Genomic DNA, 26,147 nt, shown 5'->3' on the forward strand with positions numbered 1-26,147 from the left:
CTGACCGTAGGGCGGTTGACCAGGCCCATAGGGCGGCTGACCAGGCCCGCCGCCCCACGGAGGCTGAGGGTTCGACGGCGGCTGGGGTGCGCTCATGCCGCCACTATGCCACCGCCTCAGCAGACCTTTCGGGTCCAGCCGAACTTGTCCTCGGCGCGGCCGAACTGGATGTCGACAAGGTGCTGGCGGATCTCGCGGGTCTTGCGTCCCGGGACGCCGTCGGCCACGGTCTGCACGCCCCGAGCCGGCGAGTTGAACCCGGTGATGGGCGTGACGACGGCGGCGGTCCCGCAGGCGAACACCTCCGGGATCTGACCCGATTCCACGCCGTCGAGCACCTCGTCGACCGAGATGGGGCGCTCCACCGGCTCGAGCCCGTGCTCGGCCGCGAGCGCCAGGATGGATTCGCGGGTCACGCCGGCGAGGATGGAGCCCAGCGACGGGGTCACCAGTTCGTCGTCGGCGGTGACGAACATGATGTTCATCGTGCCGCACTCCTCCACCCACTTGTGCTCGGCGCCGTCGGTCCACAGCACCTGTCCGCAGCCGTTGGCCGCAGCCTCCTGCGTGGCGACGAGGCTGGCGGCGTAGTTGCCGCCGCACTTCGCAGTGCCGGTGCCGCCGGGGGCGGCTCGGGTGTAGTTGGGCGTGATCCACAGCTTCACCGGCTCCGAGTAGTACGGGCCGGCCGGCGTGGCGATGACGGCGAAGCGGTAGGTGTGGGCTTCGCGGACGCCGAGGTACGGCTCAGAGGCGATCATGAACGGGCGCAGGTACAGGCTCTGCTCGTTCTCGCCCACAGGCACCCAGTCCCGCTCCAGCTCGACGAGCTGGGTGACCGAGTCCAGGAACAGTTCCTCCGGCAGCACCGCCATGCCCATCCGCTTCGCGGACTGGACGAAGCGCGCGGCGTTGCGCTCGGGGCGGAACAGCCAGATGGAGTCGTCGTCGCGGCGGTACGCCTTGAGGCCCTCGAAGATCTCCTGCCCGTAGTGCAGGACGGCGGCCGCGGGGTGCAGCGCCCACTCCGTCATGGGCACGAGGCGTGGCTCCTGCCAGCCGTCGCCGCCCTGGTAGTCGATGACCGCCATGTGGTCCACGTAATAGCGGCCGAAGCCCGGGTCCGCGAGAGCCGCCAGGCGAGCGGCGTCCGCTGTGGGGGTGGTGGTGCGGGTAAGCGAGAACGTGGCCATGGTCATTGATGGTAGACCCCAGATTTTCCGCCGTCCGCCCTGTCCACAGGTTCGACGACGTCCGAGATCGAGCCGTCGTGGTGTAGCTCCAGGCGCCTCCCGACGGCGAGGCGAGCGAGGAAATCGTCGTCGTGCGAGACGACGAGGAGGCCGCCGCGGTACTGCCGCAGGGCGTCGACGAGGACCTCAACGGTGGCGAGGTCGAGGTTGTTGGTGGGTTCGTCGAGGATGAGCAGCTGCGCGGGCGGCTCCGCGAGGAGGAGCGCGGCCAGTGAGGCGCGGAACCTCTCGCCCCCGGAGAGGGTGCCCAGGGGGCGGAGGGCCGCGTCGCCGCGGAGGCCGAAACGGGCGAGGCGGTTGCGGATGGCGCCAGGCTCGACGGTGGGGGCGGCGTCGCGGATGCAGTCGAGGACGGCGCGGGCGTCGTCGAGGTGGTCGAGCCGCTGCGGCAGGTACCCGACGCGGGCGGTGATCGAGCCGGCTGCTCCGCTCCCTGAGGGGGCCCACCCGCGGAGCGGCGTGGCCCGTCTCGAAGGGTCGTGACCCGCGACAACAGCCGGCGCCACCATCGACTCGATCAGTAGCGTCTTCCCGACGCCGTTGGGGCCCACCAGCGCGACCCGCTCCGGGCCCTGGATGACGTGAACCGCGCCAGCGGCGTCGACGATCTCCGCCAGCCGGCGGCCCGTCCCGACACCCGGGTCTGGCAGGTCGATCCTCACCCGCTCGTCGTCGCGAAGCCGGGCCTCGGCGTCGTCGACGGCGGAGCGCGCGGCGGCGATCTTGTCGTCGGACTCCCCGCGCGCCTTCGCCACGGCCTTCTCGGAGCGGTTGGCGTAGAAGTCGCGGGCGGCCTTGCTGACCCCGCGGGCGGCGGCCGGCTTGCCCGCGTTCTCGCGCCTGGCCAGGCGTTTCTCCGCCTCGACCTTCTGGCGCCTCTCGGTGCGCAGCTGCTGCTCGGCGGCGCGAAGTGCGCGCTCGGCGGCCTCCTGCGAGATGCCCACCGCCTCGCGGTACACCTCCCAGTTGCCGCCGAACGCCTCGACCTCGCCGTCGCGCACCTCGACGATCGAGCCGACGCGACGCAGCAGCTCGACGTCGTGGCTGACCACCACCGCGGTGCCGCGCCAGCGTTCGAGCAGCGAGTAGACGCGGACGCGGGTGTTGCGGTCCAGGTTGTTGGTGGGCTCGTCGAGGAGGACCACATCGAGTCGACACACGCTCAGTCCCACCAGCGCCACCAGCATCGCCTCGCCTCCGGAGAGGGTGCCGACGGGCCGGTCCAGGCCCAGGTCCAGGCCGACGGCGCCCAGTTCCTCGGCGGCGCGGGCCTCGATGTCCCAGTCGTCGCCGACGGCGTCGAAGTGCGCCGGGTCGGGGTCCCCGGCGACGATGGCGCGCACGGCGTCGACCTGCGCCCGGATGCCCAGGAGGTCGGCAACCGTGTCGTCGGTGCGGAGGGTCAGGTTCTGGGGAAGGACGCCCACGCTCCCGCCGACGACAACGGTGCCCGCCGTCGGGGCGATCTCGCCGGTGATGAGCTTCAGGAGGGTGGACTTGCCGGAGCCGTTGTCGCCGACGACCCCCGTGACACCGGGGGAGAAGGCGAGCGTGACGTCATCGAGGCAGGGAGTGCCGTCGGGCCAGGTGAGGCGGACGCGGTTGAACGTGACTGAAAACAAAAGAACTCCGATCGATCAGCGGGACGCGCTGAGACCGGAGCGGACAGCTCGACGGGTCAGCGCAGGGGCGCGGTGCCGATCAGATCTGTCACTGGAGTTCTCCTCGTGAGGGAATACGTCAGAAATATGATGCCACGCGTCCCGTCGTTGGCCAACCGACCCACAGCGGGCTGAGGCGCGAGGAGCGTTCAGTCCTGCGGAATGCGACCCTCCAACGCCCACGCCAGGAACTCCCTCAGGTCGCCCGTCTCGCCGTCGCGACCCCCGCGCCCGATCACCAGCGGCGCCAAAGTCGGCTCCAGCTTCACCCCGCGGAGGCGCTCCATCAGCCCGCCGGGGACGGTCAGGGAGTAGTAGTTGCCTTCGGTGTCGATGCCGACGGAGTGGTTGGTGCGCAGGTACCAGCCCACCTTGTCCGTCTTGACAGGGTGACCGCTCAGCGTCCGCGCCTGCAGGGGTCGGGGCTCGAGCCCCTGGGCGCGCGCGGCGACAATGAACTCGTCGATCAGCACCTTCGCACGGGCAGCCTCGGCCCGCGCGTGCCCCTCGGTGAGCTCGTGCCTGATCTTGGCCGCCTTCTGGCGCTCCGTGAGTTCCTCTGCCACACCCCCAGGCTAGACGACGACGCCGCCCTCAGATGGTGAAGCCGCCGTCGACGACGATCTCCTGGCCGGTGATGTAGGCCGCCTCCTCTGTGACCAGGAACGCGACCGCCGCCGCGACCTCCCCAGGGTCGCCGAACCGCCGCGCCGGGATCGAGGCCTGAAGGCGCTGCGCGTCCGCCGCGTCAGTGTGGAGGCGCTTGAGCCGCTCTGTCGCGGTGTAGCCGGGGGCCACGGTGTTGCAGGTGACCCCGTCCTTGGCGACCTCCATCGCCAGGGTCCGCAGATGGTTGGTCACCGCGGCCCGCATGGCGTTGCTCACCGGCAGGTTCAGCGCCGGCCGCCGCACGGTGAGGCTGGTGATCGCGACGATCCGGCCCCAGCCCCGCTCCCGCATCCCGGCCAGCACGCCGTCGACGAGCCGCACCGTGGACATGAAGGTGGTCTCAAATCCGGCCGCCCACGCCTCCTGAGACACCTCGCTCGGGAGCCCGGGCGGTGGGCCTCCTGCGTTGCTGACGAGGATGTCGACGTCGCCTGCCCGGTCGACGAGGCGCAGCACGTCTGCCTCACGGCTCACGTCGGCGGGCACCCAGGAGGCGCCGATCCGCTCGGCCGCCGCCTTCAGCTCCGCCCCGTTGCGCGCCGCGATGGTGACCTCCGCCCCCATCTCGCGCAGCGCCTTCGCCGTCGCGAACCCGATCCCCCTGCTGGCGCCCGTCACGAGGGCGCGCTTCCCGTCGATCCTGAACATGGCCATGGTGACGACGCTACTCCGCCCGTGCGCCCAGCAGTAGACCCAAACGCCGACCCCACTCCTGCCGCGGCAACCCCGTCTGAGAAACTGGTCGGACCGCTCTCTAGGAGGTCCCATGCCGGAGTTTCGCTACGTTGACATGCTGCCGATCGGGCATGACGAGACGCCCTACCGACTGCTCACCACCGAAGGTGTGGAGACGGTGGAGGGACCCGAGGGGCGACGATTCCTCAAGGTGGCGGCCGAGGCCCTGACGCTGCTCTCGGAGACCGCGATGCACGACATCGCCCACTACCTGCGCCCCGCGCACCTGCAGCAGCTGCGCAACATCCTCGACGACGAGGAAGCCTCCCCCAATGACAAGTTCGTGGCGCTGGACCTCATGAAGAACGCCAACATCGCCGCCGGCGGGGTGCTGCCCATGTGCCAGGACACCGGCACCGCGATCATCATGGGCAAGCGCGGCCAACAGGTCCTCAGCGAGGGCACCGACGAGCGCCCCCTGTCGATGGGCGTGTTCAACGCCTACACCAAGCTCAACCTGCGCTACTCGCAGAACGCGCCCCTGACGATGTGGGAGGAGAAGAACACAGGCTCCAACCTGCCCGCGCAGATCGAGCTGTACGCCGACACCGCCGTCGGGCATGAGAACTCCTACAAGTTCCTGTTCATGGCCAAGGGCGGCGGCTCGGCCAACAAGAGCTACCTGTACCAGGAGACGAAGGCGGTCCTCAACCCCGCGTCGATGATGAAGTTCCTCGAGGAGAAGCTCCGCTCGCTCGGCACCGCAGCGTGCCCGCCGTACCACCTGGCCATCGTGGTGGGCGGCACGTCGGCCGAGTTCGCGATGAAGACGGCCAAGTACGCCTCCGCGAAGTACCTCGACACACTGCCCACCGAGGGATCGATGGCGGCGCACGGCTTCCGCGACGTCGAACTGGAGAACGAGGTCCTCGAGCTCACCCGCAAGCTCGGGATCGGCGCCCAGTTCGGCGGTAAGTACTTCTGCCACGACGTCCGCGTCATCCGGCTGCCCCGCCACGGGGCGTCGCTGCCCATCGCGATCGCGGTCAGCTGCTCCGCCGACCGCCAGTGCCTCGGCAAGATCACCCCCGAGGGTGTGTTCATCGAGCAGCTCGAGTTCGACCCCGCCCGCTTCATGCCCGAGCACGTCGACGAGGAGCTGGACGCCCAGACCGACGGCATCACCGGCACCGGCCAGGGCGCGGCCGTCCGCATCGACCTCAACCGCCCCATGCCCGAGATCCTCGACGAGCTGCGCAAGCACCCCGTCAAGACGCGCGTCATGCTCAACGGACCGCTCATCGTCGGCCGCGACATCGCACACGCCAAGATCAAGGAGCGCCTCGACGCCGGCGAGCCGATGCCGCAGTACCTGAAGGACCACCCCGTCTACTACGCCGGCCCCGCCAAGACGCCCGAGGGCATGGCGTCCGGTTCGTTCGGGCCCACGACGGCGGGCCGCATGGACTCCTACGTGGACCAGTTCCAGGGCGCGGGTGGGTCGATGATCATGTTGGCGAAGGGCAACCGCTCGCAGTCGGTGACCGACGCGTGCCACAAGCACGGCGGGTTCTACCTCGGCTCCATCGGCGGCCCGGCGGCGCGTCTGGCGCAGGACTGCATCAAGCACGTCGAGGTGGTGGAATACGCGGAGCTGGGCATGGAGGCGATCTGGAAGATCGACGTGGTGGACTTCCCGGCGTTCATCATCGTCGACGACAAGGGCAACGATTTCTTCGCCGAGGTCAACAAGCCCATCGCCCTGACCATCCCGAAGCGCGAAGGAATGGCACCCTTAACGCCCGCTGGGTGAGCCAGCCGCGGCGCGCAGCGCCCGCCGCTGAGTCGAAGCCCCTTGCGCCCGGTGCAGGGAGCCCCGACACGACCCCGGGCGGCCATGGTCCACCGTCGGCCGTTTTGCTGCCAGCCTGGCTGTGGTCGGGAAGTGAAGCCGCCCGGGCCTCGTGTCAGGTCTCCCTGCACTCGTCTTCCAGTGGCGTGGTCCCTTCCGGGCGCGTGCCGTCACGGCGGCCTTGGGCCGGGTCTGCTCAGGCGTGTTCCGTCGAGTGATGGTCGGGTTGGGCGTGCACGCGCGCAGCCGCCCTGCCGTCCCGCACCCTCGCTCGCAACTCAAAGCCCGTCCCTTCCCCGAATGCCTACTCGGTAGGAATCGTGGCCAACACCACACCAGACCTACCCAATAGTCGACGGGGAGATGAGAGTTCTCTCATGCGCGCGTCGCTCCCGGCTCATGCTGGCGGTGTTGACTGGTGTGGTCGAGGAGGTCTGACATGAAACGGACGCTGGCCGGGTTGGCGCTGATCGTCGCCGTGGCAGCCGCAGGGGTGTGGGCGGTGGCGAGCATGGTCCCACCGGCGGGCACCCCGGTTCGCGAGCCGGCCCTGATGGTGCCCGCCGCGGGGTCGCCGTCGCCGGAATCGACCATCACTCCGACCATCCCCACACCGTCCCCGTCCGACTCGGCTTACCCGGGCGCCACGTCCGGATCGACGACGACGCCTTCGCCGTCCGCGACCCAGACCGCCCACGAGGCCGAGGCGCCCCAGACCGTCGCGGCCCCGAAGCCGAGCTACTACGACGACGACGACGACGATGATGATGATGATGACGACGACCGGGACGATGACGATGACTGACGCGCAGTCACGTCATACCAGCCGGTAGCCCATGCCCCGCACGGTCTCGAACCGCTCCCTGCCCAGCTTTCCCCGCAGGTATCTCACGTACACGTCGACGACGTTGGAGCCGGGGTCGAAGTCGAACCCCCACACATTGCTCAGCAGCTGCTCCCGGCTCAACACCTGACCGGGGTTGCGCAGGAACGTCTCCGCGAGCGCGAACTCCCGGGCCGACAGGTCCACCGACTTCTCTCCCACCGTCGCGCGACGGGTTCGCAGATCGAGGGACAACCCGTTGTGACTGAGCTGCGTCGGGTCCCCCGCCGTCGACCCCGCGTCCGTGCGCAACCGCAGCCGGATCCGCGCCAGCAGCTCCTCGAACGAGAACGGCTTGGGCATGTAATCGTCCGCGCCACCCTCGAGGCCAGCTACCCGGTCCGCCACCGATGACCGCGCGGTGAGCAGGATCACCGGGACCGCGACCCCTTGGCCACGGATCTGTTCGAGCACCTCGAAGCCGTCGATGTCCGGCAGTCCGACGTCCAGCACCACGAGATCGAAGCCGCCGTGGATCGCCAGCGATGCCCCTTCCGCGCCGCTCGCCGTCGAGTGCGAGGTGAACCCGGCGGACTTCAACCCCTTCGCAATGAACGACGCGATCCGCGCCTCGTCCTCGATGATCAGAATCGTGCTCATGAGACGTCGGCCTCCTCGACGGCACGCTCGGGCCCGAGCGGCAGATTGATGGTGAACGTGGACCCGACGCCGGGCTCGGACTCGATGTCCAGCCGGCCGCCGTGTGCGGCGAGGATGGTCTCGACGATGCTGAGCCCCAGCCCGGCGCCGGCCGCGTGGCTCTCGGCTTCCCGGGTCCGCCCGAACCGTTCCCGCACGGATGCCAGCTGATCCGGCGCGATCCCGATCCCCTCGTCGCGCACCCACAGCTGCACCTCGCCGCGGTGGAGCTGCGACCCCAACGCGATCGCCGAGCCCGGCGAGGAGTACTTCACCGCGTTGGCCGCCAACTGAAGCCAGGCCTGGGTGATCCGTGACGGGTCCAGCCACGCCTCGGCGGACGCGATGCGCTCCAGGCGCCACACCCTGTCCCCCAGGGCGCGCGACTTCTCCAGCGTCTGGTCGGTCAGGGCGGCCAGGTCCACCCACCGCGGCTGGACGAAGTCGCTCTCGCCGGCCCGGGCGAGCATGAGGAGGTCGTTGACGAGGACCCCCATCCGGTCCACCTCCTCCAGCACCAGATCTCGGGTCTGCCGGACGTCGGTGGGGTCGTGGACGTCGATGAGTTCCATGTGGCCTCGGACGACGGTGATGGGCGTGCGCAGTTCGTGGCCCACATCGTCGAGCAGCTGCCGCTGCCCCTCGACGGAGTGCTGCACCCGGTCGAGCATGCGGTTGATGGTCGCGGACAGAGCGGTGAGGTCGTCGTTGCCGCGGAGCGGGACGCGGGAGGTGAGGTCGCGTTCGTCGATGGACTCGGCAGCCTCGCGCAGTTCCTCGATCGGGCGCAGCAACCTGCCGACCACGAGCCAGGCCAGGAAGACCACGAGCGCCATGGTGGCCAGCGCGACGGCGGCGTACACGGTCATGGTGCGGCGGAGTTCGGCCTCGGCCAGGCCACGGTCCACGACGTGAAGCAGGGCCCCGGTCTCAGTCGGGAACTTCACGGGCACCAGGAGCAGGTGATAGTCCCCCGTGGGCGTGCGGAGCCGCTCCAGGATGATCTCGTCGCCCGTCGCCCACGGAGTGGCGATGGCGATCAACTCGGCGTCGTCCTCCGGCCGCAGCGGCACATCCTCCGAGGCCACCCACCGCACCTGTGATCCCACGAACGCCACCTCGCCCTCGCCCGGGCCGACGACGGTGCGTTCGAGGTAGGTGCGCAGCAGTTCTGAGGGGCCAGCGAAGGGAGCGCCAGTCGCTGGGTCGACACCCCGGGTGGCCAGGACCCTGAGCTCGTCACGTGAGCGCTCCAGCTGGGCGTCCAGGTTCGCGGAGATCACGCGGTCCTGCACCCCGGCGACGATGGCGCCGGATGTAAGGAGGGACAGCCCGGCCAGCAGCACCATCGCCCACATGATGCGGGCCCGGATGGTCACCCGGGTGGCGCCCTGGGGGTCGGGGTCGGTCATGGGCTCCAGTCTGCCCGCTCCGGTGCCATCTGCCGGGCGTGGCCGCGTGAGAAACGTCTCATCTGGACGGAGCAGGAGACGGTCGCCTCGGGGGTGCGCGGTTGCTGTTCCTCCAGGCGTGGTCTCGGGCCCCTCAGGGCCTCGGGAACCGATCTGGAGGAACGGTAGCCGCGTGGGTGGGCAGAGCCCGGGCCGCTACCGGCCCGCGAACGACGCGGATGAGAGAGGTCTCACGCCGAACTACTTCTCGCCCTCATGTTGTCGCTGTCGAATGGTGCCAACGACAACGACGAAGGAGCCCATCATGGCACTCTCACCCCTCACCTGGTTCGCCGCCGCTGCACTCGGCGTGACCGCCGTCGGAGGCGGCCTCTTCGCCTCCGCGGTCAGCCAGCCCGAGGTCGCCCGCCCGGCGACGACCATCTCGGCCCCCGCTCAGTCCGGAGACGACGACACGACCCCGATTCTGGTCCCGGCCGGCTCCGCGAGCCCCTCGGCCACCGCGGACAGCACGCCCAGCTCCTCCGCCGCTCCCTCGACCCGGTCCGCCGGTGACGATGACAGGGGCGGCGAGCGCGATCGGGATGATCGCGTCGAACTGGGCGACGACCGCGACTCCCGCTGGGACGACGACGATGACGACGATGGCCGAGACGACTCGGACGACCGTTGGGATGATCGGGACGACGACGGTCGCGGCGACGACTCGGACGACGGCTACGACGACTCGGACGGCCGCGATGACGATGACGACGACTCCGACGACCGTGACGACGACGATTGGGATGACGACGACTCGGACGATGACGACGACGATGATGACTCGGACGATGATGATGATGACTCGGACGACGATGACGGTGACGACGACTGATCTCACCTGAACCCGAACGCCCCGTCGCACTCCCCCAGCGGCGGGGCGTTCCGCTTGTCAGGTCCCTGCATCGGGCGCAATTGGCTTCGACGCAGCTGGCGCTTCGCGCCGGCTGGCTCACCCACCGGGAGGCCTGCGACCACGCCTCCGGAGAGCCACCGTGTAAGAGAGGCTTCGACGCGGTCGGCGGCGCTCCGCGCCCGACCGGCTCACCCACCGGGAGGCCGGTGACCGCGCCAGAAAGGCGGTGGGTGGTGGGGGCCGGGGCAGGTTGGGTGGGCGTTGATGACGGCGCCACGCGCGAAGCGCCGCCGCCGGCATCATGGGCGGCCCGGCCCCCACCACACGCCGCCGAACCTGACCACAACACCCGAGACCGAGGCCGGCATCATGGGCGGCCCGGCCCCCACCACACGCAGCCGGACCCGACCACAACACCCAAGACCCACCCAATGGCGGGGGACGCCCACAGCTTGTGGGAACCTCACAATGTTTTCCCCGCGACATTGAGCCGCAACCCCTTCACTACCGCCAATCGGGGGCCAACCGTCGCGCCGACTCGCGCAGCCGCCTAAAGGGTGCGACATTGACACTCAGCCCCCCACGGGCTGCCGTCGACCCCTGAGGAGGCAAGGTGTTCCAACGCATCGCCATCGTCAACCGCGGAGAGGCCGCCATGCGGCTCATCCACGCTGTGCGGGACCTGAACGCTGAACATCCTGACCGCGACCCCATCGCGACGATCGCGCTGTACACGGACGCCGAGCGCTCCGCCATGTTCGCCCGCGAGGCCGACGAGGCCTACCCGCTGGGCCCGGCGTCGGAGCGCCCCTACCTCAACCACGACCTTCTCGCCCGCGTCCTCACCGACGCCAGGGCCGACGCCGTCTGGGTGGGCTGGGGCTTCGTCGCCGAGGACGCGTCCTTTGCGGACCTCGTCGAGAGCCTCGGCATCACCTTCATCGGCCCCTCCGGCGACGCCATGCGCAAGCTGGGCGACAAGATCGGCTCCAAGCTCATCGCCGAGGAGGTGGGCGTGCCGGTGGCGCCGTGGTCGCGCGGCGGCGTCGACACCCTCGACGACGCCCTCGCGTCCGCCGAGTCCATCGGCTACCCGCTGATGTTGAAGGCGACGGCGGGCGGCGGTGGCCGCGGCATCCGCAAGGTCACCACCCCCGAGGAGTTGACCGACGCCTATCAGCGCACCCGCGACGAGGCCCAGCGGGCGTTCGGCTCCGGCGTTGTGTTCCTCGAGTCGCTCGTCACGGGCGCCCGGCACGTCGAGGTGCAGGTGATCGCCGACGGCCAGGGCACCGCCTGGGCCATCGGCGTGCGCGACTGCACCATCCAGCGCCGCAACCAGAAGATCATCGAGGAGTCCGCCTCCCCCCTTCTGACCTCCGCGCAGACCGACGAGCTGAAGGCCGCCGCCGAACGGTTGGCGCTGGCCGTCGACTACCGCGGCGCGGGCACCGTGGAGTTCCTCTACCACCCGGGCGACAAGATGTTCGCGTTCCTGGAGGTCAACACCCGCCTTCAGGTGGAGCACCCGATCACCGAGGTCACCAACGAGTTTGACCTTGTCAAGGCGCAGATCCACGTCGCCGCCGGGGGCACCCTCACCGAGCGCCCCATCGAGTTCGGCCACGCCGTGGAGGCCCGCCTCAATGCCGAGGACCCTGACCGCGACTTCGCCCCCGCCCCTGGCCTGATCACCAGGCTGGACCTGCCCGCCGGCCCGGGCATCCGCGTCGACACCGGCGTGGCGGAGGGCGACTCGATCCCCGCGGACTTCGACTCGATGATCGCCAAGATCATCGCCTACGGCCGCACCCGCGACGAGGCGCTGGGCCGCCTGCGCCGCGCGATGGCGGAGACCACCGTCGTCATCGAGGGCGGCGCCACCAACAAGAGCTTCGTCCTCGAGCTGCTCCGCCAGCCCGAGGTGACCGGCCGCCAGCCGAAGCAGGCGGGCGCGCGCCGCGCCGCGGGGCCCCAGGACGCGGACATCCCGTGGGCCGACACCGGCTGGATCGACCGCACCCGCGCCGACGGTGGGCTGATCGCCGACGAGCATGCCGGCGTCGCGCTCGTGGTGGCGGCCATCGAGGCCTACGAGGAGACCACGGCCATCGAGACCGACCGGCTGCTCACCACCGCGCACGGCGGCCGGCCGCAGACCCAGCACAAGTCCGGCGCCGCCGTCGACCTGAAGCTGCGCGGGTCCGTGCACAGCGTCACCGCGTTCGCGATCGCCCCGGGGCGCTATCGGGTCGTCGTCGGAGACCAGGCCACCGAGGCCGAGCTGCAGCGCTTGGACGACGTACACGGGCGGGTCACCGTCGGCGGCGACCGGCACCGGATCATCACCGCGACCCACGGGCCCATCCACCTCATCGAGGTCGACGGCGTGACCCACCGGGTGTCTCGGGATGAGGGCGGCGTCCTGCGCTCCCCCGCCCCCGCGCTCGTGGTGGCGACGCCCGTGAAGGTGGGTGACGAGGTGGAGGCCGGCGCCCCCGTCGTGGTCCTCGAATCCATGAAGATGGAGACCGCCGTCTACGCGCCGTTCGCCGCGCGCGTGAAGGAGATGCTGGTGACCACCGGCTCGCAGGTGGAGTCCATGGCTCCGCTGGTGCGCCTGGAGCCGCTCGGCAACGGCGCCGCCGCGGTGATCGTGGAGTCCGCGCCGATCGACATTCCTGTCTGCCCGCCCGCGGCGGATCCTTCCGTCCGCGCCGGCCGCCTGCTGGCGGATCTGTCGGCCATCCTCATGGGCTTCGACGTGGACCCCTCGGCCAAGACGCTTCCGCGCTACCTCGTGGCGCGCGAGGAGGCACGGTCCGCGGGCGTCGATGTGGTGGCCGCGGAGATCGAGCTGCTCACCCTGTTCGCCGATCTCGCCGAGCTCAGCCGCAACCGCCCCATGGGCGAGCAGGCCAACACCGAGCTGCGCGTCCACTCGGACCGCGAGCACCTGCACCGCTACCTGACCACCCTCGACGTGGAGCGCGCCGGGTTGCCCGGCCACTTCGTCGACCGCCTGGCGGCCGCGCTGCGGCACTACGGCGTGGACTCGCTGGACCGCACGCCCGAGCTGGAGGCGGCCGTGTTCCGCATCTTCCTGGCGCAGAAGCGGGTGGCCGCAGACGTGCCGCTGGTGCTGGGCATCCTGGACCGCTGGATCGCCGAGCCGGCCCCTGACGCTGACCGTGCGGTGATCGCCCGGGCGCAGCTGGAGCGCCTGGTGCGCGCCACGCAGCTGCGGTTCCCCGCCGTCGGAGACCTCGCGCGTTCGGTCCGCTTCCGCTGGTTCGACCAGCCGCAGGTGGACGCCGAGCGGGCGGCCATCGTCGCCGGCGTGGGTGACGAGGTGGAGGCACTCGCCGCCACCCCTGACGCGCCCGACTACGACGAACGGATCGCCAGGCTGGCCGACATCCCGGAGTGGACGGCCAACTTCCTCGCGACGCGGTTGGGTCGCGGGGTGCCGGCGCACGAGCCGATGCTCGAGGTGCTGCTGCGGAAGTACTACACGGATTACGGGCTCTCGGACGTCTCCAGCGTCACGGTGGCCGACCGCTCCGTCGTGCTCGGCGATTACACCCTCAACGGGCGGCCGCGCCGCTTCGTGACGACGGTGGGCCTGGCCGACGAGCTCGCCGCGGGCGGGCCGCTGGAGTCGCTGATTGCCGCGCAGGTCGCGGGGCGGACGCCGGGCCATGACGCCGTGGTCGAGATGTATGTGCTGTGGCCGGAGCGCCCGGATGCCGAGGCGCTGGGCGCCGAACTGCTGGAGCGCCTGCGGTCCTGGGCCTGGGACCCGGCCGTGCAGAGGGTCGCGGTGGCGGTGTGCACCGCCGACGGCGCGGTGGAGTACCGCACGTTCCGGTTCACTGACGGTGAGCTCTACGAGGACGAGAAGATCCGTGGCCTGCCTCCGATGGTGGGGCGCCGCCTGGACCTGTGGCGGTTGCGCGACTTCGACACCACGCGCCTGCCCGCCCCCGACGACGTGCTGCTGTTCGAGTGCGTGGCGAAGTCCAACGCGGACGACCGCCGCCTCGTGGCGATGGCGCAGGTGCGGCAGCTGGCCGTGGTGCGCGACGCCGACGGCGGCCTGATCGGCCTGCCGCACGCCGAGCGCGCGGTCGCCAACTGCCTGGAGGCCATCCGTCGGACCCGTTCCGCCCGAGGCAAGGCCGGCTCGAAGCTGGACATGAACCACGTCTGGGTGCACGTCTGGCCGGAGATCGACCTGGATGTCTCCGACGTCGAGCCGCTCCAGGACCGGATCACCCCCCTGTCCGACGGCGCGGGCATCGAGGAGGTCCTCTGCCAGGGCCGCTTCGTCCGCGGCGACCGCCTCATCCCGCTGGCCGTCCGCTTCCACGCGCAGCCGGGCGCGGGCGTCACCACCACGGTCACCCCGCCGCCCACCGAGCCGCTCAAGCCGCTCGACGACTACACGGCCAAGGTGCTGCGCGCCCGCCGTCGCGGGCTGGTCTACCCGTACGAGCTCTCCGCGACCCTGGCCGGTCCCGGCGGCTCGCTGGTCGAGCTCGATCTCGACGGCGAGGGCCGCCTCGTCGAGGTGGACCGTGCCCCTGGCCGCAACAAGGCGGGCATCATCGTCGCTCGGGTCACCACACCGACGGCGCTGCACCCGGAGGGCGTGACCAGGATCGTGCTGTCGGGCGATCCGACGAAGGGTCTGGGCGCCGTCTCGGAGCCGGAGTGCTCGCGGATCATGGCCGCCATCGACCTGGCCGAGGAGATGGGGGTGCCGGTGGAGTGGTTCACGCTCAGCTCCGGGGCCCGGATCTCGATGGAGTCGGGCACCGAGAACATGGACTGGGTGGCCGCCGCGTTGCGCCGGATCGTCGAGTTCACCCAAGGAGGCGGCGAGATCAACGTGGTCGTCGCGGGGATCAACGTGGGCGCCCAGCCGTACTGGAACGCCGAGGCGACCATGCTGATGCACACCAAGGGCATCCTCGTGATGACGCCTGATTCGGCCATGGTGCTGACGGGCAAGCAGTCGCTGGACTTCTCGGGCGGCGTGTCGGCGGAGGACAACTTCGGCATCGGCGGCTACGACCGCGTGATGGGCCCCAACGGCCAGGCGCAGTACTGGGCGAAGGATCTGGGTGCGGCCATGGGCATCCTGATGTCGCACTACGACCACACCTATTCGCCCGAGGGCGAGTCCGGCCCCCGCCGTGCGGTGACGGGCGATGCCGTGGATCGCGACGTCTCGGAGTACCCACACAACATCGGCACGGATTTCGCCACCGTCGGGCAGATCTTCTCGGCCACCCACAACCCGGACCGGAAGAAGCCGTTCGACATCCGCACCGTCATCGCGGCGGTCTGCGACCAGGACCACCCGCGCGTCGAGCGCTGGGCGGGCATGGCGGAGGCCGAGACGGCGGTGGTGATCGACGCGCGTGTCGGCGGGCACTCGGTATGCGTCGTCGGGATCGAGTCCAAGCCTGTGCCGCGCGCGGGGTTCCCCCCCACCGACGGCCCGGACACGTTCACCGGTGGCACGTTGTTCCCGCGGTCGTCGAAGAAGGTGGCTCGTGCCATCAACTCGGCATCCGGCAACCGGCCGCTGGTGGTGCTCGCGAACCTGTCGGGCTTCGACGGCTCGCCGGAGTCGATGCGCAACCTGCAACTGGAGTACGGCGCGGAGATCGGGCGGGGCATCGTCAACTTCGACGGCCCCATCGTGTTCGTGGTCATCTCGCGCTACCACGGCGGCGCGTTCGTGGTGTTCTCCAAGCGGTTGAACGAGAACATGACGGTGCTGGCGCTCGAGGGGTCCTACGCCTCGGTGCTGGGTGGGGCGCCGGCGGCCGCGGTGGTGTTCGCCGGTGACGTGGCGAAGCGGACCGGTGCGGACTCGAGGGTCGCGGCGTTGGAGGCGAGCCTCCGGGACGCCTCCCCGGAGCAGCGGGCCGAGATCCAGGTGGAGTTGGCCGAGGTCCGGTCTGCGGTGCGGGCGGAGAAGATCTCGGAGGTCGCGGCGGAGTTCGACGGGGTGCACAACATCCACAGGGCCGTCGAGGTGGGTTCGGTGGATCGGGTGATCACGGCCGCCGAGCTGCGGCCGTCGATCGTCGGGGTGATCGAGGCCTACCGCCGCTGACCTCCCCCGTTCGGTGAGCCAGCTGCGGGCGAGGGCGAAGAGCCCACGCCCGCTGGCTGAGGAGCGAGGAGCGCAGCGACGAGCCTCGAAGCCTCAGAAGAGTGACCTTGTCGGCCCACGTTTCTGAGGCTTCGAGGCCGCTGCGCGGCACCTCAGCCAGCGGTTAAGCGAGGGGCGCAGCGCTCACCTCAGCCAGCGGTAGAGCGAGGGGCGCACCGCGGCACCTCAGCCGTCGGAATGCGGGCCGGCAACCGCGTTACGCTCTGTACGTGACCGACGACGACCTCTGGGACCTCACCCGGACCAGACTGTTCTGGGCCGGGATCCTCGCCAACGGCGTGACCACCGAGGACGGGGCCGCGACCGTCGAGGCCGCCCTCCCCACCCGTCCGCCGTCCCATTCCGCCCTCCAACGCCTCCACCAGCTAGCCACAGATGAGTTGACGGGCATGTTGGCGCTGCTCTCCGACGACGAACCCCGCTGGGCCGACGGCCACGGATCGACCGTCGGCGACATCCGCCGCCTGCTCGACCGCTAAGCCGGGTGAGCGACCGCGCGGCCATTCCCGCGCGCCGGGCGCAGCAGGCGCATCCCGTTGACGATCACGATCAGCACGGACGCCTCGTGGACGAGCATCCCGATCGACATCGTCACCCCACCGAACAACACACCCGCCAGCAGCGTTCCGACGGTGAGGAGCGCAATGACGATGTTCTGCCTCATGACCCTCACGGTGCGCTTCGCCAGGCCGATGGCCTGCGGGATCCGGTCCAGCCGGCTGGTCATCAGCGCGATGTCCGCCGTCTCCACCGCGACAGCCGAGCCAGCTGCGCCCATCGCGATCCCGACGTCGGCCAGGGCGAGCGCCGGGGCGTCGTTGACGCCGTCGCCGACCATCGCGACGACGCGGCCCTCGGCCTGGAGTGCCCGCACCACGTCGAGCTTCTGCTCGGGCAGGAGACCGGAGCGGGCGTCGGCGATCCCGACCGTCCCCGCGACCGCCGCGGCGACCCTCGCCTGGTCGCCGGTGAGCATGAGGACGCGTGTCACGCCCACCCGGTGCAGCGCCGCCACGAGCGCGGCCGCCTCGGGCCGCACGGCGTCGGCCACGCCGATGGCGCCCACCACGTCGCCGTCCACGGCCACCATGAGCGGGGTGTGGCCCGCGTCGGCGAGGGTCGCGGCCGCCTGGGCCGCCCACGCGTCGCCCTGCGGTGCGACCAACGCCACCGTGCCCACAGCCACCTCACGCCCGCCGACCATCGCGACCACGCCGTGCCCGGGCACCGTGCGCACGCCGTCGGGGACGGCAGGCACGTCCAGACCGCGGGCCAGCGCCTCCTCGACGATGGGGAGGGCCAGCGGATGATCCGAGCCCGCCTCCGCGCGCGCGGCCCAGCCGAGCACCTCGTCGGCGGTCCAGTCACCTCGGGCCACCACGTCGGTCAGCGCGGGCCGGCCGACGGTGAGCGTGCCGGTCTTGTCCAGCGCGACGGTGTCGACGCGGGCGGCCGTCTCGAGGAACTCGCCGCCCTTGATGAGGATGCCGTCACGGGCCGCGCGGCCGATGCCCGCCACCAGCGCCACCGGCACCGAGATGACCAGGGCGCCGGGGCAGCCGATGACCAGGAGGGTGAGGGCCAGTTCGAGGTCGCGGGTGAGCAGGCCCACCACGACGGCCAGCACGATGATCCCCGGGGTGTACCAGCGTGAGAACCGCTCCATGAACTGTTGGGTGCGGGCCTTGGCGTCCTGCGCCTCCTCCACCCGGTGGACGATGCGCGCGAGGGTGGTGTCGGCGCCGACGCCCGTGGCATCCAGGGTGACGAATCCGTCCGCGACAATCGTGCCGGCGAACAGTGGGTCCCCGGGGGACTTCTCGGCGGGGATGGACTCGCCGGTGATCGCGGCCTCGTCGATCGCCGCCCGCCCGGAGGTCACCACTCCGTCGACGGGGACCCGCCCGCCGTGCTTGACCACCACGGTCTCGCCGAGCCCCACCTCAGCGGCCGGCACCTCCACCTGGGCACCGTCGCGGACGACGGTGGCGGTGTCGGGGGCCAGGGCCACCAGCTCGGCCAGTGCGGAGCGGGTCTTGGCCAGCGTCGCGTCCTCCAGCGCGTGTCCGACGGCGAAGAGGAACGTGACCGCGGCGGCCTCCCAGTAGTTGCCGATCGCGATGGCCCCCACGGCGGCGACGGCGACCAGCAGGTCGATCCCGATCACCCGCAGCCGAAGCGCACGCACCGCGGACCAGGCCACCGGTGCACCGGCCACGACGGCGGCGGCCAGCATGAGCCAGCCGGCCGCCGGCCACGCGAGCGCGCCGGCCACCCACGAGGACAGGATGAAGAACCCTGAGAGCGCCGGCACCCGCCAGCGATGGGACAAGCGTGTCATGGCCTGCCCTCAGAACGCCGACGGGCGGGCGGTGTAGCCGGCCTTGGCGACGGCGGCCACGAGGTCGTCGACGCTGGTGCGGGTGAGGTCGTGATCCACCTCGATGCGTGAGGAGGCGAAGTGGACCGTCGCCGTCGTCACACCGGGCAGCGCGCTCAGCGCCTTCTCGATCTTGGCCACGCAGGACGGGCAGCTGAAGCCTTCTGCGCGGAGGGTGGTGTGGGTGATGGTCGCGGTGGACATGGTCTCCTCCTGGAGGGTCGGTGCCGCTGGATGCGGCGATGTCTCGACGCTACGGGGGTGCCGCCGACGCTTCCTTGACGTGGATCAAGCCCCGTCGGGGGAATGGCGCTGCATGCCTGCCCGCGCAGCGAGGAGTTCTCGCCTGCTCCGGGAGGCAAGGGACGCACGCGGGACGAGCCCCGGGGCGGTCATGCTTGCGGCTTGGCGATGGTGGGCACGCCGACGAACATCTTGATCACGCGAGCACCACCCATCGCGGCAATTGAGTGCGTTCCACCGGTGTCCTCTAGGGAGTTACTGATCAATGCTGTCCTCGGCGAGGACGTGCCGGGCGGGATGAGATGGTGCCACTGCATCTGGTGCGTGTACTCGACGTCCATATCCAGATGCAGGGGGGTCAGATCGCCCGATCCGGTGCGCCGCAGCCAGGACATGATTGATCAGTGATTCCCTAGGGCAGAGGACTCACGCGTTGTCGGATCCGCTCAGGATCGTGTCGTAGTCTTGGCCGCCGTAGAAGACGCCGAGGATGGTGATCTCCTGGGTCTCGTCATCGACGTAGGTAGCGATCACCGCACGCTTCTTGTAACTGGAGGTGCGAAGCCCAGGACGGATGTCGTCCCGCATTGTTCCTCGGTGCGGGAACACCGCGAGGCCCTCGCAGTGGGCCACGATGGCATCCACGTAATCGGCAGCAACCATCGGCGATGCTGACGAAGCAAGGTACCGGTACAGCGCCTCGAGTTGATCTGCCGCCTCCTGCGCAAACCGAACCGTGTAGGTCACTGGCCGCGCAGGGACACGAGCCGCGCACGGACCTCGCCTGCAGACAGCGCACCATTCGGGTCTGCCAGCAGCCTGTCATAGGCTGGAGCAACCTGCTCCAGAAGCCAGGCGTCGACCGCCCGATCGCGTGCCGCCAGGGCCCGTAGGCCTTCGCGGATGACCTCGCTTTCGGAGGCGTACTCTCCTGAGACCACCTTGGCGCGGACCATGTCGGCCATCTCGTGGGGCAACGTCACACTCATCTGCTTCGTAGTTCTCATGTCGACCTCCCTCCATCCATCCAGGGTAGGACTGAATCCTACTCGGCGGAAGAGTCGTTCGGCATTGCCTGACAGACTGGGTGTTGGGGCAGGCTGGGGCCATGACTCAGCACGCTCAGACCCATCACGCCGGCGACACCTGCGTGGCGCTGGTCCCCGTCTTCCGCGGGCTGGATGCCGGCCAGCAGGAGGAGGTGGCAGGATTCGCGAGGCCCATCAGGGCCGCCGCCGGTGAGCAGCTGCTCGCGCCGACGGACCGGACCAGACGCCTCCTTGTCATCCACCGCGGAAGCGTCCGGGTGGCGCACCTGCTGGACACCGGCCACGAGCGCGTCGTGAGGGTGCTGGGTCCGGGCAGCGTGGTCGGCGAGGCGTCGTTCATCCTCGGCCGTCGCCCGGACAACTACGCCTACGCCGAGACCGACGTCGAGCTGTGCTCGTTCGACCACGCGGACCTGGCGCGCCTCGTCGCCCGCTACCCCGACATCGCCGTGCGGATGCTGCAGATGCAGGCCGAGCGGCTGGCCGCGGCCGAGCGGATGCTGGCCGCCTTCGGGGGGCGGGACGTGGGCGCGAGGGTCGCGGCGTACCTGCTGGACCTCCCGTCCCGCCGCGACCCCGAGGGAGCGGTCGTCGAGCTGCCCATGGCGAAGAAGGACGTGGCGAGCTACCTGGGCACCACCCCGGAAACGTTCAGCCGCCGGCTCCGCGACCTCGTCGACGACGGCGTGGTGGAGCTGGCGGGCCGACGTGGGGTGCGGATCCTCGACGCGGAGGGCCTCGAGCGCCGCGCCGACGCTACTGCGTGATGTCGTAGCGCAGGAGGCGCGCCTTGTCCGCCTTCCGCGTGGAGCCCTGAAGGGCCAGCAGCTCGGCGTAGATGCCGTCGGTGGTGGCCAACTCCGCAGGGGTGCCGATCTCGTCGATGCGACCGTCACGCAGCGTCACGATCCTGTCCACCGTCGAGATGGTGGACAGCCGGTGAGCGATGATCAGCGTGGTCCGACCCTCCATCAGCTCCTCCAACCCGGCCTGCACCGCGCGCTCGGACTTGGTGTCCAGGGAGCTGGTGGCCTCGTCGAGGATGAGGATGGGAGCATCCTTGAGCAGGGCGCGCGCCACGGAGAGCCGCTGCTTCTGCCCGCCGGAGAGCTTGACGCCCCGCTCGCCGATCTCGGTGTCGAAGCCGTTGTGGAGATGCGAGATGAAGGACAGCGCATTCGCCCGCCTGGCCGCGACACTCAACTGCTCGTCAGTGACGCCGTCCTGCCCGTAGGCCATGTTCTCGCGGATGGTGCCGGAGAACAGGCTGGCGTCCTGGAACACCACGCCCACCTCGCGGCGGAGCGCCACCGTCGGCACGTCGTCGACGGACTGGCCGTGGACGCGCAGCGCCCCGGAGGTCACCGGGTAGAGCTTCATGATGAGGTTGACCAGCGTGGTCTTGCCGCCTCCGGACTCGCCCACGAACGCGATCCGTTCGCCGCGGTTCACCCTGAGGTCGATGTCTCTCAGGACCAGCCCGTCGGCGCCGTCACCGTCGCCGTAACCGAAGTCAACGTGGTCGAACTCGATCACCGGATCGGAGTCCACCCACTGCACCACGGCCGACGGCGCGGCCTCCAGGGCGTTGTTGGGCTCGTCGGTCTCGTCCATCACCTTGAAGTACTCGCGGCTTCCAGCGACGGCGCGCTGCGTCATGTCCACCCAGTAGCTCATGGAGGTGACGGGCATCCGCGCCATGGTGGTGAGCTGGATGAGGAGGACCATGGTGCCGACGCTGTACTGGCCGCTGGCCGTCTGGTAGAAGATGATGGCGTAGATCCCGAAGAACACCACGTCCAGCGCCCCCCGGCGCCAGAGGTCCATGGTGTGCCAGAACCGGGACTGCTGCCGCGACAAGGCGATGGCGTCGCGGTAGTGGCCCTTGAAGGACTCCAGCTCGCTCTTCTCGGTGACGAAGCTCTTCACCACCCGCATCTGTCCGATCACCTCGGAGAAGCGGCCGCCTGAGATGTCGTAGTGGTCGTTCTTCTGCTTCTCCCACACCTGCCACTTCTTCGACGTCCTGGCCGTCAGCCACACGAAGGTCGGGTAGATGAGGATGAGCAGGATCGTCAGCCACGGCGAGTAGAACGCCGTGATGACGAGCACCGCGAGCAGTGTCACCACGGTCGGGAAGAAGCCGTTGCTGAAGGTCTGGAGGAAGTCGGTGATCGACGTGATGGAGCGGTTGAGCCGGGAGATGATGGTGCCGGTCAGCTCGTTGTCGTAGTAGCGCTGCGGGAGGCGCAGCAGCTTGCGGTAGTAGTTGGCCGACAGGATGGCGCGCAGCCGCACGGACATCAGGTCGCCGAAGTAGCCCGAGACGTTGGTGATGGCCGAGTTGGCCAGCGCGATGATCAGCAGCACCACCGCCAGCCACATGAGGTCCGCGACGGTGCCGCCGCGGCCCTCCGCGATGTCGACCACCGTGTCGGTGGCCCGCGCGATGACGAACGGGGTCAACAGAGCCGTCGCGGACGTGGCGACGGCCCCGACGACGACGATGAGGTAGAGCGGCCACAGCTCTCTGGCTGTGGCCATGATCTTGGCGATGCTGCGCACGAGCGGTCACTCCTTCGACGTGGCACTCTACCCGTGTGGACCTGAGCGGCCGACGCCGCGGCCGTTCATCTCAGATGGTCGGGAGCCAGACGCGCATGGCACCCGAGGCGCGGTTGCCCCAGGTGTGGAAGGGGATGGCCCGCACTGTGACCGGCTGCCCCGTGGGGGCGGTGGCTGGCGCGCCGTACAGCGGGCCCACCCCCGGCCGTGGGGTGACCGCGATCTCGAGCCCGCCGTCGGACTCGATCGGCGCACTGGTGGCGTCGACGATCACATCGTCCAGGCGGATCCCCTCAGGGAGGTCCACCTGCTCGACGCAGTACACCTGGGGGCCGCGCTCGAGCGCGACGCAGCCGCGCACCGCATCCACGCGATGGTTGGCCTGCGTCCAGCGGGGAGCCATCGGCAGGTCGAGGACGAGCGGGTTGGCGGCGAGTTCGACGCGCGCGTACCCGTCGGCGTCAGGCTGGACCGGCTGCCTGTCGATGGTCGCGGCGCTGGCCCAGCTCGGGATCCGGAGCGCGATGGTGAGGCCGGCCGGGCCCTCGACCTCGACGCGGCCGTCGCCGGGGTAGCTGGTCCGCACCGCGACCGTGCCGCCGCCGAGGGCCTCAGGGACGTCGATCTCGCAGGCGGTGTAGAGGTGGAGCGCCAGGGCTTCGCCGTCGAGGGAGGCCACGTAGCCGCTCAGCTGGGCGAAGACGCGGGCGATGTTGGGCGGGCAGCAGGCGCACGTGTACCAGGAGGTGCGCTCGCGGGGGGCGTTCTCCTCGGAGTAGCGGTCCGGGCGGAGCTGGAGCGGGTTGGAGTAGAAGAAGCGGGTGCCGGTCTCGTCGAGGGAGGCAGCCAGGGCGTTGTGCAGCTCGCGCTCGATGGTCTCGGCGTAGCGGGCGCCGCCCTCGGCCAGGTACATGCGCCAGTTCCAGTGCAGATCCGCGATAGTGGCGCAGGTCTCGGCGTAGGCGCGGTCCGACGGGAGCTCGTAGTCGTCGCCGAACGCCTCGTCGCGGTGGCGCGAGCCGAAGGCGCCGGTGATGTACATCTTCCGGTTGTGGGCGCTGTCCCACTGGGCGCGCATCGCGACCAGCAGCGACTCGTCGCCCTCCTCGAGGACCAGATCGGTCACCCCTGCGTTGAGGTAGAGCTGCCGGACGGCGTGGCCGACGGCGCTGGTGGATTCCCGAACCGTGGCGTGGTCCTGGAAGTAGCGGGCCCCGAGTGAGCCCACCTTGAGCAGGCCGGAGCCGCGGTGGTCCACCTGGTGGCGGGCCAGGTCCAGGAAGCGGCGCTCGCCGGTGTGCCTGTAGAGCTCCACTAGCGCGGTCTCCAATTCAGGGTGCCCGCAGTATCCCACCTTGTCAGCTGCTGGTCCGAAGGTGGCGTCCACGAGGTCGACGAAGCGGACGGCGATGTCCAGGAGGTCGGTGCGGCCGGCGCGGGCCAACGCGACGGCGGCCTGCACCATGTGGCCGAGCACGTACATCTCGTGGGTCCAGTCCAGCTCCGCGAACTTCTTCTCGGGGTGCACGCCCTGGATCCAGGTCATCACGTAGCCATCCGGCTCCTGGACGCGGGCCACGAGGCCGATCACGTCGTCGAGCCAGGCGTCGAACTCACGGGTGCCGGTGCGGGCGATCTCCCAGGCCACCGCCTCGATGGTCTTGTAGAGGTCTGAGTCGGCGAACCAGAACCCGCGCCATTCGGCGGTGGACTCGCCGATCAGACGGCGGAAGTTGTCCAGGTTGCCGGCCTCCTCGAGCTGGGCGATGCAGTGCGGGATGGTCGCGGCGGCGTTGCGCAGCTGCCAGGCGCCCAGCCGCGAGGCGGGGTCCAGGCGGACCCCGGTGATCGCGACGGGGTGACGCGGGCCTGCGGCCAGAGGGGAAGCGGGGGCGACGAGCGGGAGGGTGGCCACGGGACAGCCTTTCATCGTTGAAATACGTGTCCAATGGTGCCCCGTCGTGCGGGAGCGGTCAACCCCTCCCCGACCCTGCAGGTGAACGACGAAGGGCCCACTCCCGACGGGAGTGGGCCCTTGAAGTCGGACGTCAGCGCTCGGTGATCGGCACGTAGTCGCGCTTCTTCTCGCCGATGTAGATCTGGCGCGGACGCCCGATCTTGCGGTTGGGGTCCGCGTGCTGCTCGCGCCACTGCGCGATCCAGCCGGGGAGCCGGCCGAGGGCGAACAGGGCCGTGAAGTGCTGCGAGGGGAATCCCATCGCCTCGTAGATGAGGCCCGTGTAGAAGTCCACATTGGGGTACAGCTTGCGTTCGATGAAGTAGTCGTCGTTGAGCGCCGTCTCCTCCAACTCCAGCGCCATGTCGAGCAGCCGGTTGTTGCGGCCGGAGATGCGCAGCAGCGCGTCGGCGTGACCCTTGATGATCTTGGCGCGCGGGTCGTAGTTCTTGTAGACCCGGTGGCCGAAGCCCATCAGCTTCACGCCGGACTTCTTGTCCTTGACCTGGCTGACGAACTCCTTGATGTCCAGGCCCTCATCCTGGATACGCGAGAGCATCTCCAGCACGGCCTGGTTGGCGCCGCCGTGCAGAGGGCCGGACAGCGCGTTGACGCCGGAGCTGACCGAGGCGTAGATGTTGGCATCTGCCGAACCCACGAGCCGCACCGTCGAGGTGGAGGCGTTCTGCTCGTGGTCCGCGTGCAGGATGAACAGCGTCTCGAAGGCACGGACGATGTCCGGGTCGATGTGGTACTCCTCCTGCGGCGTGCCGAAGGACAGGCGCAGGTAGTTCTCGACGTAGCCGAGTCCGGTCTGCGGGTAGAGGAACGGCTCCCCGACGGAGCTCTTGTACGCGTAGGCGGCCAGGGTGGGCATCGAGCCCAGCAACCGGAGCGACGCCTCCTCGACCTGGTTGGTGTCGTGCACCGAGAGGGTGTCGCGGTGGAACGAGCCGAGCGCCATGATGCCGGCGGCGAGCACCTGCATGGGGTGGGCGCCGCGCGGGAAGCAGCGGAACAGCTCGCGCATGCGCTCGTCGAGCATCATGCGGCGCGAGATCTTGAGGCTGAACTCGTCGAGCTCATCCTGCGAGGGGAGGTGACCGTAGATGAGGAGGTAGGTGACCTCGATGAACGTGGCCTGCTCGGCGAGCTGCTCGATGGGGTAGCCGCGGTACTGCAGCACACCCTCGTCGCCGTCGATGAACGTGATCGACGACGTGCACGACGCGGTGTTCACGAAGCCGGGGTCCAGGGTGGTGGCGCCGGTCTGCGCCAGGACCTTGCCGATGTCGAATCCATCGTTGCCCTGCGTGGCCTCCACGATCGGCAGTTCAAGCTCGAGATCCCCGTACCTGAGGAATCCGCTGTCGGTCATGCGTTGCCTTTCTTTTGGGTCCCGGCGACCGTCGTGGGCGCCGTTGATGCCTACTCACTGGCCTGCACCCCCACCCTACAACGCTGGAGGGAACCTCCGGAAAGCGTCCAATCTTGTTGTAGAGACCACACAAAACAGCCCCCACCCGTCAGAGCGACGGGAGGGGGCTGCAGAGTCGGTGGGTCAGATGCCCTCGGAGGACTCCGAACGGCGAACGGTCTCGCCGGTGGCAGGGTCGCTGACCACGCGGGTCTCGGTGGTGCGGCTGCGGTTGGAGGCGAGCAGCGCCCAGATGAGGCCGACGACACCTGCCGCCATCAGGATGTAGCCCACGAGATCCAGGCTGATGTAGGGGACGTCAGCCTCCACTGCGAACGTGAGGATGGCGCCGAGCGCGATGAGGAAGACGGATGAACCGATACGCATGAGTGGCTCCTTGCTTG

General features: G+C 69.9%; 21 protein-coding genes. 6 read left to right on the top strand and 15 right to left on the bottom strand.

Annotation, left to right across the window (positions count from 1 at the left end):
• Positions 1 to 116: 116 nt before the first annotated feature.
• The 4 genes from H5398_RS14700 to H5398_RS14715 all read right to left on the bottom strand — a co-directional run bounded on the left by H5398_RS14700 (position 117) and on the right by H5398_RS14715 (position 4,237).
• Positions 117 to 1,193 (bottom strand): branched-chain amino acid aminotransferase, encoded by a 1,077-nt coding sequence (locus tag H5398_RS14700; RefSeq protein ID WP_182783485.1) that lies wholly within the window; start codon positions 1,191 to 1,193, stop codon positions 117 to 119.
• 2 nt (positions 1,194 to 1,195) lie between these two features.
• Entirely contained in the window at positions 1,196 to 2,875 is a 1,680-nt protein-coding gene (locus H5398_RS14705; protein WP_182800552.1) for an ATP-binding cassette domain-containing protein, read from the bottom strand.
• Between the two features lie 188 nt (positions 2,876 to 3,063).
• The gene (locus H5398_RS14710) at positions 3,064 to 3,480 is read right to left on the bottom strand and encodes a hypothetical protein (RefSeq protein WP_182783488.1); all 417 of its coding nucleotides are present in this window, start codon (positions 3,478 to 3,480) and stop codon (positions 3,064 to 3,066) included.
• 28 nt (positions 3,481 to 3,508) lie between these two features.
• Positions 3,509 to 4,237 (bottom strand): SDR family oxidoreductase, encoded by a 729-nt coding sequence (locus tag H5398_RS14715; RefSeq protein WP_182800553.1) that lies wholly within the window; start codon positions 4,235 to 4,237, stop codon positions 3,509 to 3,511.
• Between the two features lie 112 nt (positions 4,238 to 4,349).
• On the opposite strand from H5398_RS14715, the gene H5398_RS14720 reads away from it, so the two are divergent.
• Together H5398_RS14720 and H5398_RS14725 are read left to right on the top strand one after the other, a co-directional pair.
• Positions 4,350 to 6,071, top strand: coding sequence for a fumarate hydratase (locus H5398_RS14720; RefSeq protein ID WP_182800554.1), 1,722 nt, complete (start codon positions 4,350 to 4,352; stop codon positions 6,069 to 6,071).
• 478 nt (positions 6,072 to 6,549) lie between these two features.
• Positions 6,550 to 6,915, top strand: a complete 366-nt coding sequence (locus tag H5398_RS14725) for a hypothetical protein (protein WP_182800555.1) — start codon at positions 6,550 to 6,552, stop codon at positions 6,913 to 6,915.
• 12 nt (positions 6,916 to 6,927) lie between these two features.
• Here H5398_RS14725 and H5398_RS14730 read toward each other — a convergent pair whose 3' ends face one another.
• Together H5398_RS14730 and H5398_RS14735 are read right to left on the bottom strand one after the other, a co-directional pair.
• Positions 6,928 to 7,593: a response regulator transcription factor gene (locus H5398_RS14730; RefSeq protein WP_182783496.1), complete on the bottom strand. Its 666-nt coding sequence runs from the start codon at positions 7,591 to 7,593 to the stop codon at positions 6,928 to 6,930.
• A complete protein-coding gene (locus H5398_RS14735; RefSeq protein WP_182800556.1) occupies positions 7,590 to 9,044 on the bottom strand; it encodes a cell wall metabolism sensor histidine kinase WalK in 1,455 nt (484 codons plus the stop codon). The genes H5398_RS14730 and H5398_RS14735 overlap by 4 nt, the downstream gene beginning before the upstream one ends.
• Before the next feature lie 304 nt (positions 9,045 to 9,348).
• On the opposite strand from H5398_RS14735, the gene H5398_RS14740 reads away from it, so the two are divergent.
• The 3 genes from H5398_RS14740 to H5398_RS14750 all read left to right on the top strand — a co-directional run bounded on the left by H5398_RS14740 (position 9,349) and on the right by H5398_RS14750 (position 16,611).
• A complete protein-coding gene (locus tag H5398_RS14740; RefSeq protein WP_182800557.1) occupies positions 9,349 to 9,918 on the top strand; it encodes a hypothetical protein in 570 nt (189 codons plus the stop codon).
• A gap of 634 nt (positions 9,919 to 10,552) precedes the next feature.
• Positions 10,553 to 16,072 carry a carboxyl transferase domain-containing protein gene (locus H5398_RS17915; RefSeq protein ID WP_182800558.1) on the top strand — a complete coding sequence of 1,840 codons (5,520 nt, stop codon included), beginning with the start codon at positions 10,553 to 10,555 and terminating at the stop codon, positions 16,070 to 16,072.
• Positions 16,073 to 16,341: 269 nt separating this feature from the next.
• A complete protein-coding gene (locus H5398_RS14750) occupies positions 16,342 to 16,611 on the top strand; it encodes a hypothetical protein (RefSeq protein ID WP_182800559.1) in 270 nt (89 codons plus the stop codon).
• On the opposite strand, the gene H5398_RS14755 is transcribed toward H5398_RS14750, so the two are convergent.
• From H5398_RS14755 to H5398_RS14775, 5 genes are all read right to left on the bottom strand, one after another.
• Positions 16,608 to 18,473, bottom strand: a complete 1,866-nt coding sequence (locus H5398_RS14755; RefSeq protein ID WP_182800560.1) for a cation-translocating P-type ATPase — start codon at positions 18,471 to 18,473, stop codon at positions 16,608 to 16,610. The genes H5398_RS14750 and H5398_RS14755 overlap by 4 nt on opposite strands.
• Before the next feature lie 9 nt (positions 18,474 to 18,482).
• Positions 18,483 to 18,716 carry a heavy-metal-associated domain-containing protein gene (locus H5398_RS14760; RefSeq protein ID WP_182800561.1) on the bottom strand — a complete coding sequence of 78 codons (234 nt, stop codon included), beginning with the start codon at positions 18,714 to 18,716 and terminating at the stop codon, positions 18,483 to 18,485.
• Positions 18,717 to 18,904: 188 nt separating this feature from the next.
• Complete coding sequence (locus tag H5398_RS14765) at positions 18,905 to 19,150, bottom strand: hypothetical protein (protein WP_182800562.1); 246 nt, start codon at positions 19,148 to 19,150, stop codon at positions 18,905 to 18,907.
• A 31-nt stretch (positions 19,151 to 19,181) separates the two neighbouring features.
• Complete coding sequence (locus H5398_RS14770) at positions 19,182 to 19,502, bottom strand: type II toxin-antitoxin system RelE/ParE family toxin (RefSeq protein ID WP_182800563.1); 321 nt, start codon at positions 19,500 to 19,502, stop codon at positions 19,182 to 19,184.
• Entirely contained in the window at positions 19,499 to 19,762 is a 264-nt protein-coding gene (locus H5398_RS14775; RefSeq protein ID WP_182800564.1) for a type II toxin-antitoxin system ParD family antitoxin, read from the bottom strand. Before H5398_RS14775 ends, H5398_RS14770 begins: the two co-directional genes overlap by 4 nt.
• Before the next feature lie 101 nt (positions 19,763 to 19,863).
• On the opposite strand from H5398_RS14775, the gene H5398_RS14780 reads away from it, so the two are divergent.
• Positions 19,864 to 20,571, top strand: a complete 708-nt coding sequence (locus H5398_RS14780) for a Crp/Fnr family transcriptional regulator (RefSeq protein ID WP_182800565.1) — start codon at positions 19,864 to 19,866, stop codon at positions 20,569 to 20,571.
• On the opposite strand, the gene H5398_RS14785 is transcribed toward H5398_RS14780, so the two are convergent.
• The 4 genes from H5398_RS14785 to H5398_RS14800 form a co-directional block, all read right to left on the bottom strand.
• The gene (locus H5398_RS14785; RefSeq protein ID WP_182800566.1) at positions 20,561 to 22,369 is read right to left on the bottom strand and encodes an ABC transporter ATP-binding protein; all 1,809 of its coding nucleotides are present in this window, start codon (positions 22,367 to 22,369) and stop codon (positions 20,561 to 20,563) included. The genes H5398_RS14780 and H5398_RS14785 overlap by 11 nt on opposite strands.
• Positions 22,370 to 22,439: 70 nt before the next feature.
• On the bottom strand, positions 22,440 to 24,284 hold the full coding sequence (locus H5398_RS14790) for a beta-L-arabinofuranosidase domain-containing protein (RefSeq protein WP_220489529.1): 1,845 nt from the start codon (positions 24,282 to 24,284) through the stop codon (positions 22,440 to 22,442).
• A gap of 133 nt (positions 24,285 to 24,417) precedes the next feature.
• Positions 24,418 to 25,704 carry a citrate synthase gene (locus H5398_RS14795; protein ID WP_182783527.1) on the bottom strand — a complete coding sequence of 429 codons (1,287 nt, stop codon included), beginning with the start codon at positions 25,702 to 25,704 and terminating at the stop codon, positions 24,418 to 24,420.
• A 183-nt stretch (positions 25,705 to 25,887) separates the two neighbouring features.
• Positions 25,888 to 26,130, bottom strand: a complete 243-nt coding sequence (locus H5398_RS14800) for a DUF6458 family protein (RefSeq protein WP_182783529.1) — start codon at positions 26,128 to 26,130, stop codon at positions 25,888 to 25,890.
• Positions 26,131 to 26,147 lie beyond the last annotated feature (17 nt).

Origin of the sequence: Tessaracoccus sp. MC1679 (assembly GCF_014164775.1) — a bacterium.
Lineage (GTDB): Bacteria > Actinomycetota > Actinomycetes > Propionibacteriales > Propionibacteriaceae > Arachnia.

What these genes read in the sequence shown, in the direction of transcription:
- H5398_RS14730 (WP_182783496.1), bottom strand. Translation starts at nt 7,593, where the DNA reads ATGAGCACGATTCTGATCATCGAGGACGAGGCGCGGATCGCGTCGTTC.
- H5398_RS14735 (WP_182800556.1), bottom strand. Translation starts at nt 9,044, where the DNA reads ATGACCGACCCCGACCCCCAGGGCGCCACCCGGGTGACCATCCGGGCC.
- H5398_RS14800 (WP_182783529.1), bottom strand. Translation starts at nt 26,130, where the DNA reads ATGCGTATCGGTTCATCCGTCTTCCTCATCGCGCTCGGCGCCATCCTC.
- H5398_RS14765 (WP_182800562.1), bottom strand. Translation starts at nt 19,150, where the DNA reads ATGTCCTGGCTGCGGCGCACCGGATCGGGCGATCTGACCCCCCTGCAT.
- H5398_RS14780 (WP_182800565.1), top strand. Translation starts at nt 19,864, where the DNA reads ATGACTCAGCACGCTCAGACCCATCACGCCGGCGACACCTGCGTGGCG.
- H5398_RS14720 (WP_182800554.1), top strand. Translation starts at nt 4,350, where the DNA reads ATGCCGGAGTTTCGCTACGTTGACATGCTGCCGATCGGGCATGACGAG.
- H5398_RS14700 (WP_182783485.1), bottom strand. Translation starts at nt 1,193, where the DNA reads ATGGCCACGTTCTCGCTTACCCGCACCACCACCCCCACAGCGGACGCC.
- H5398_RS14775 (WP_182800564.1), bottom strand. Translation starts at nt 19,762, where the DNA reads ATGAGAACTACGAAGCAGATGAGTGTGACGTTGCCCCACGAGATGGCC.
- H5398_RS14725 (WP_182800555.1), top strand. Translation starts at nt 6,550, where the DNA reads ATGAAACGGACGCTGGCCGGGTTGGCGCTGATCGTCGCCGTGGCAGCC.
- H5398_RS14795 (WP_182783527.1), bottom strand. Translation starts at nt 25,704, where the DNA reads ATGACCGACAGCGGATTCCTCAGGTACGGGGATCTCGAGCTTGAACTG.
- H5398_RS14760 (WP_182800561.1), bottom strand. Translation starts at nt 18,716, where the DNA reads ATGTCCACCGCGACCATCACCCACACCACCCTCCGCGCAGAAGGCTTC.
- H5398_RS14740 (WP_182800557.1), top strand. Translation starts at nt 9,349, where the DNA reads ATGGCACTCTCACCCCTCACCTGGTTCGCCGCCGCTGCACTCGGCGTG.
- H5398_RS14715 (WP_182800553.1), bottom strand. Translation starts at nt 4,237, where the DNA reads ATGGCCATGTTCAGGATCGACGGGAAGCGCGCCCTCGTGACGGGCGCC.
- H5398_RS14755 (WP_182800560.1), bottom strand. Translation starts at nt 18,473, where the DNA reads ATGACACGCTTGTCCCATCGCTGGCGGGTGCCGGCGCTCTCAGGGTTC.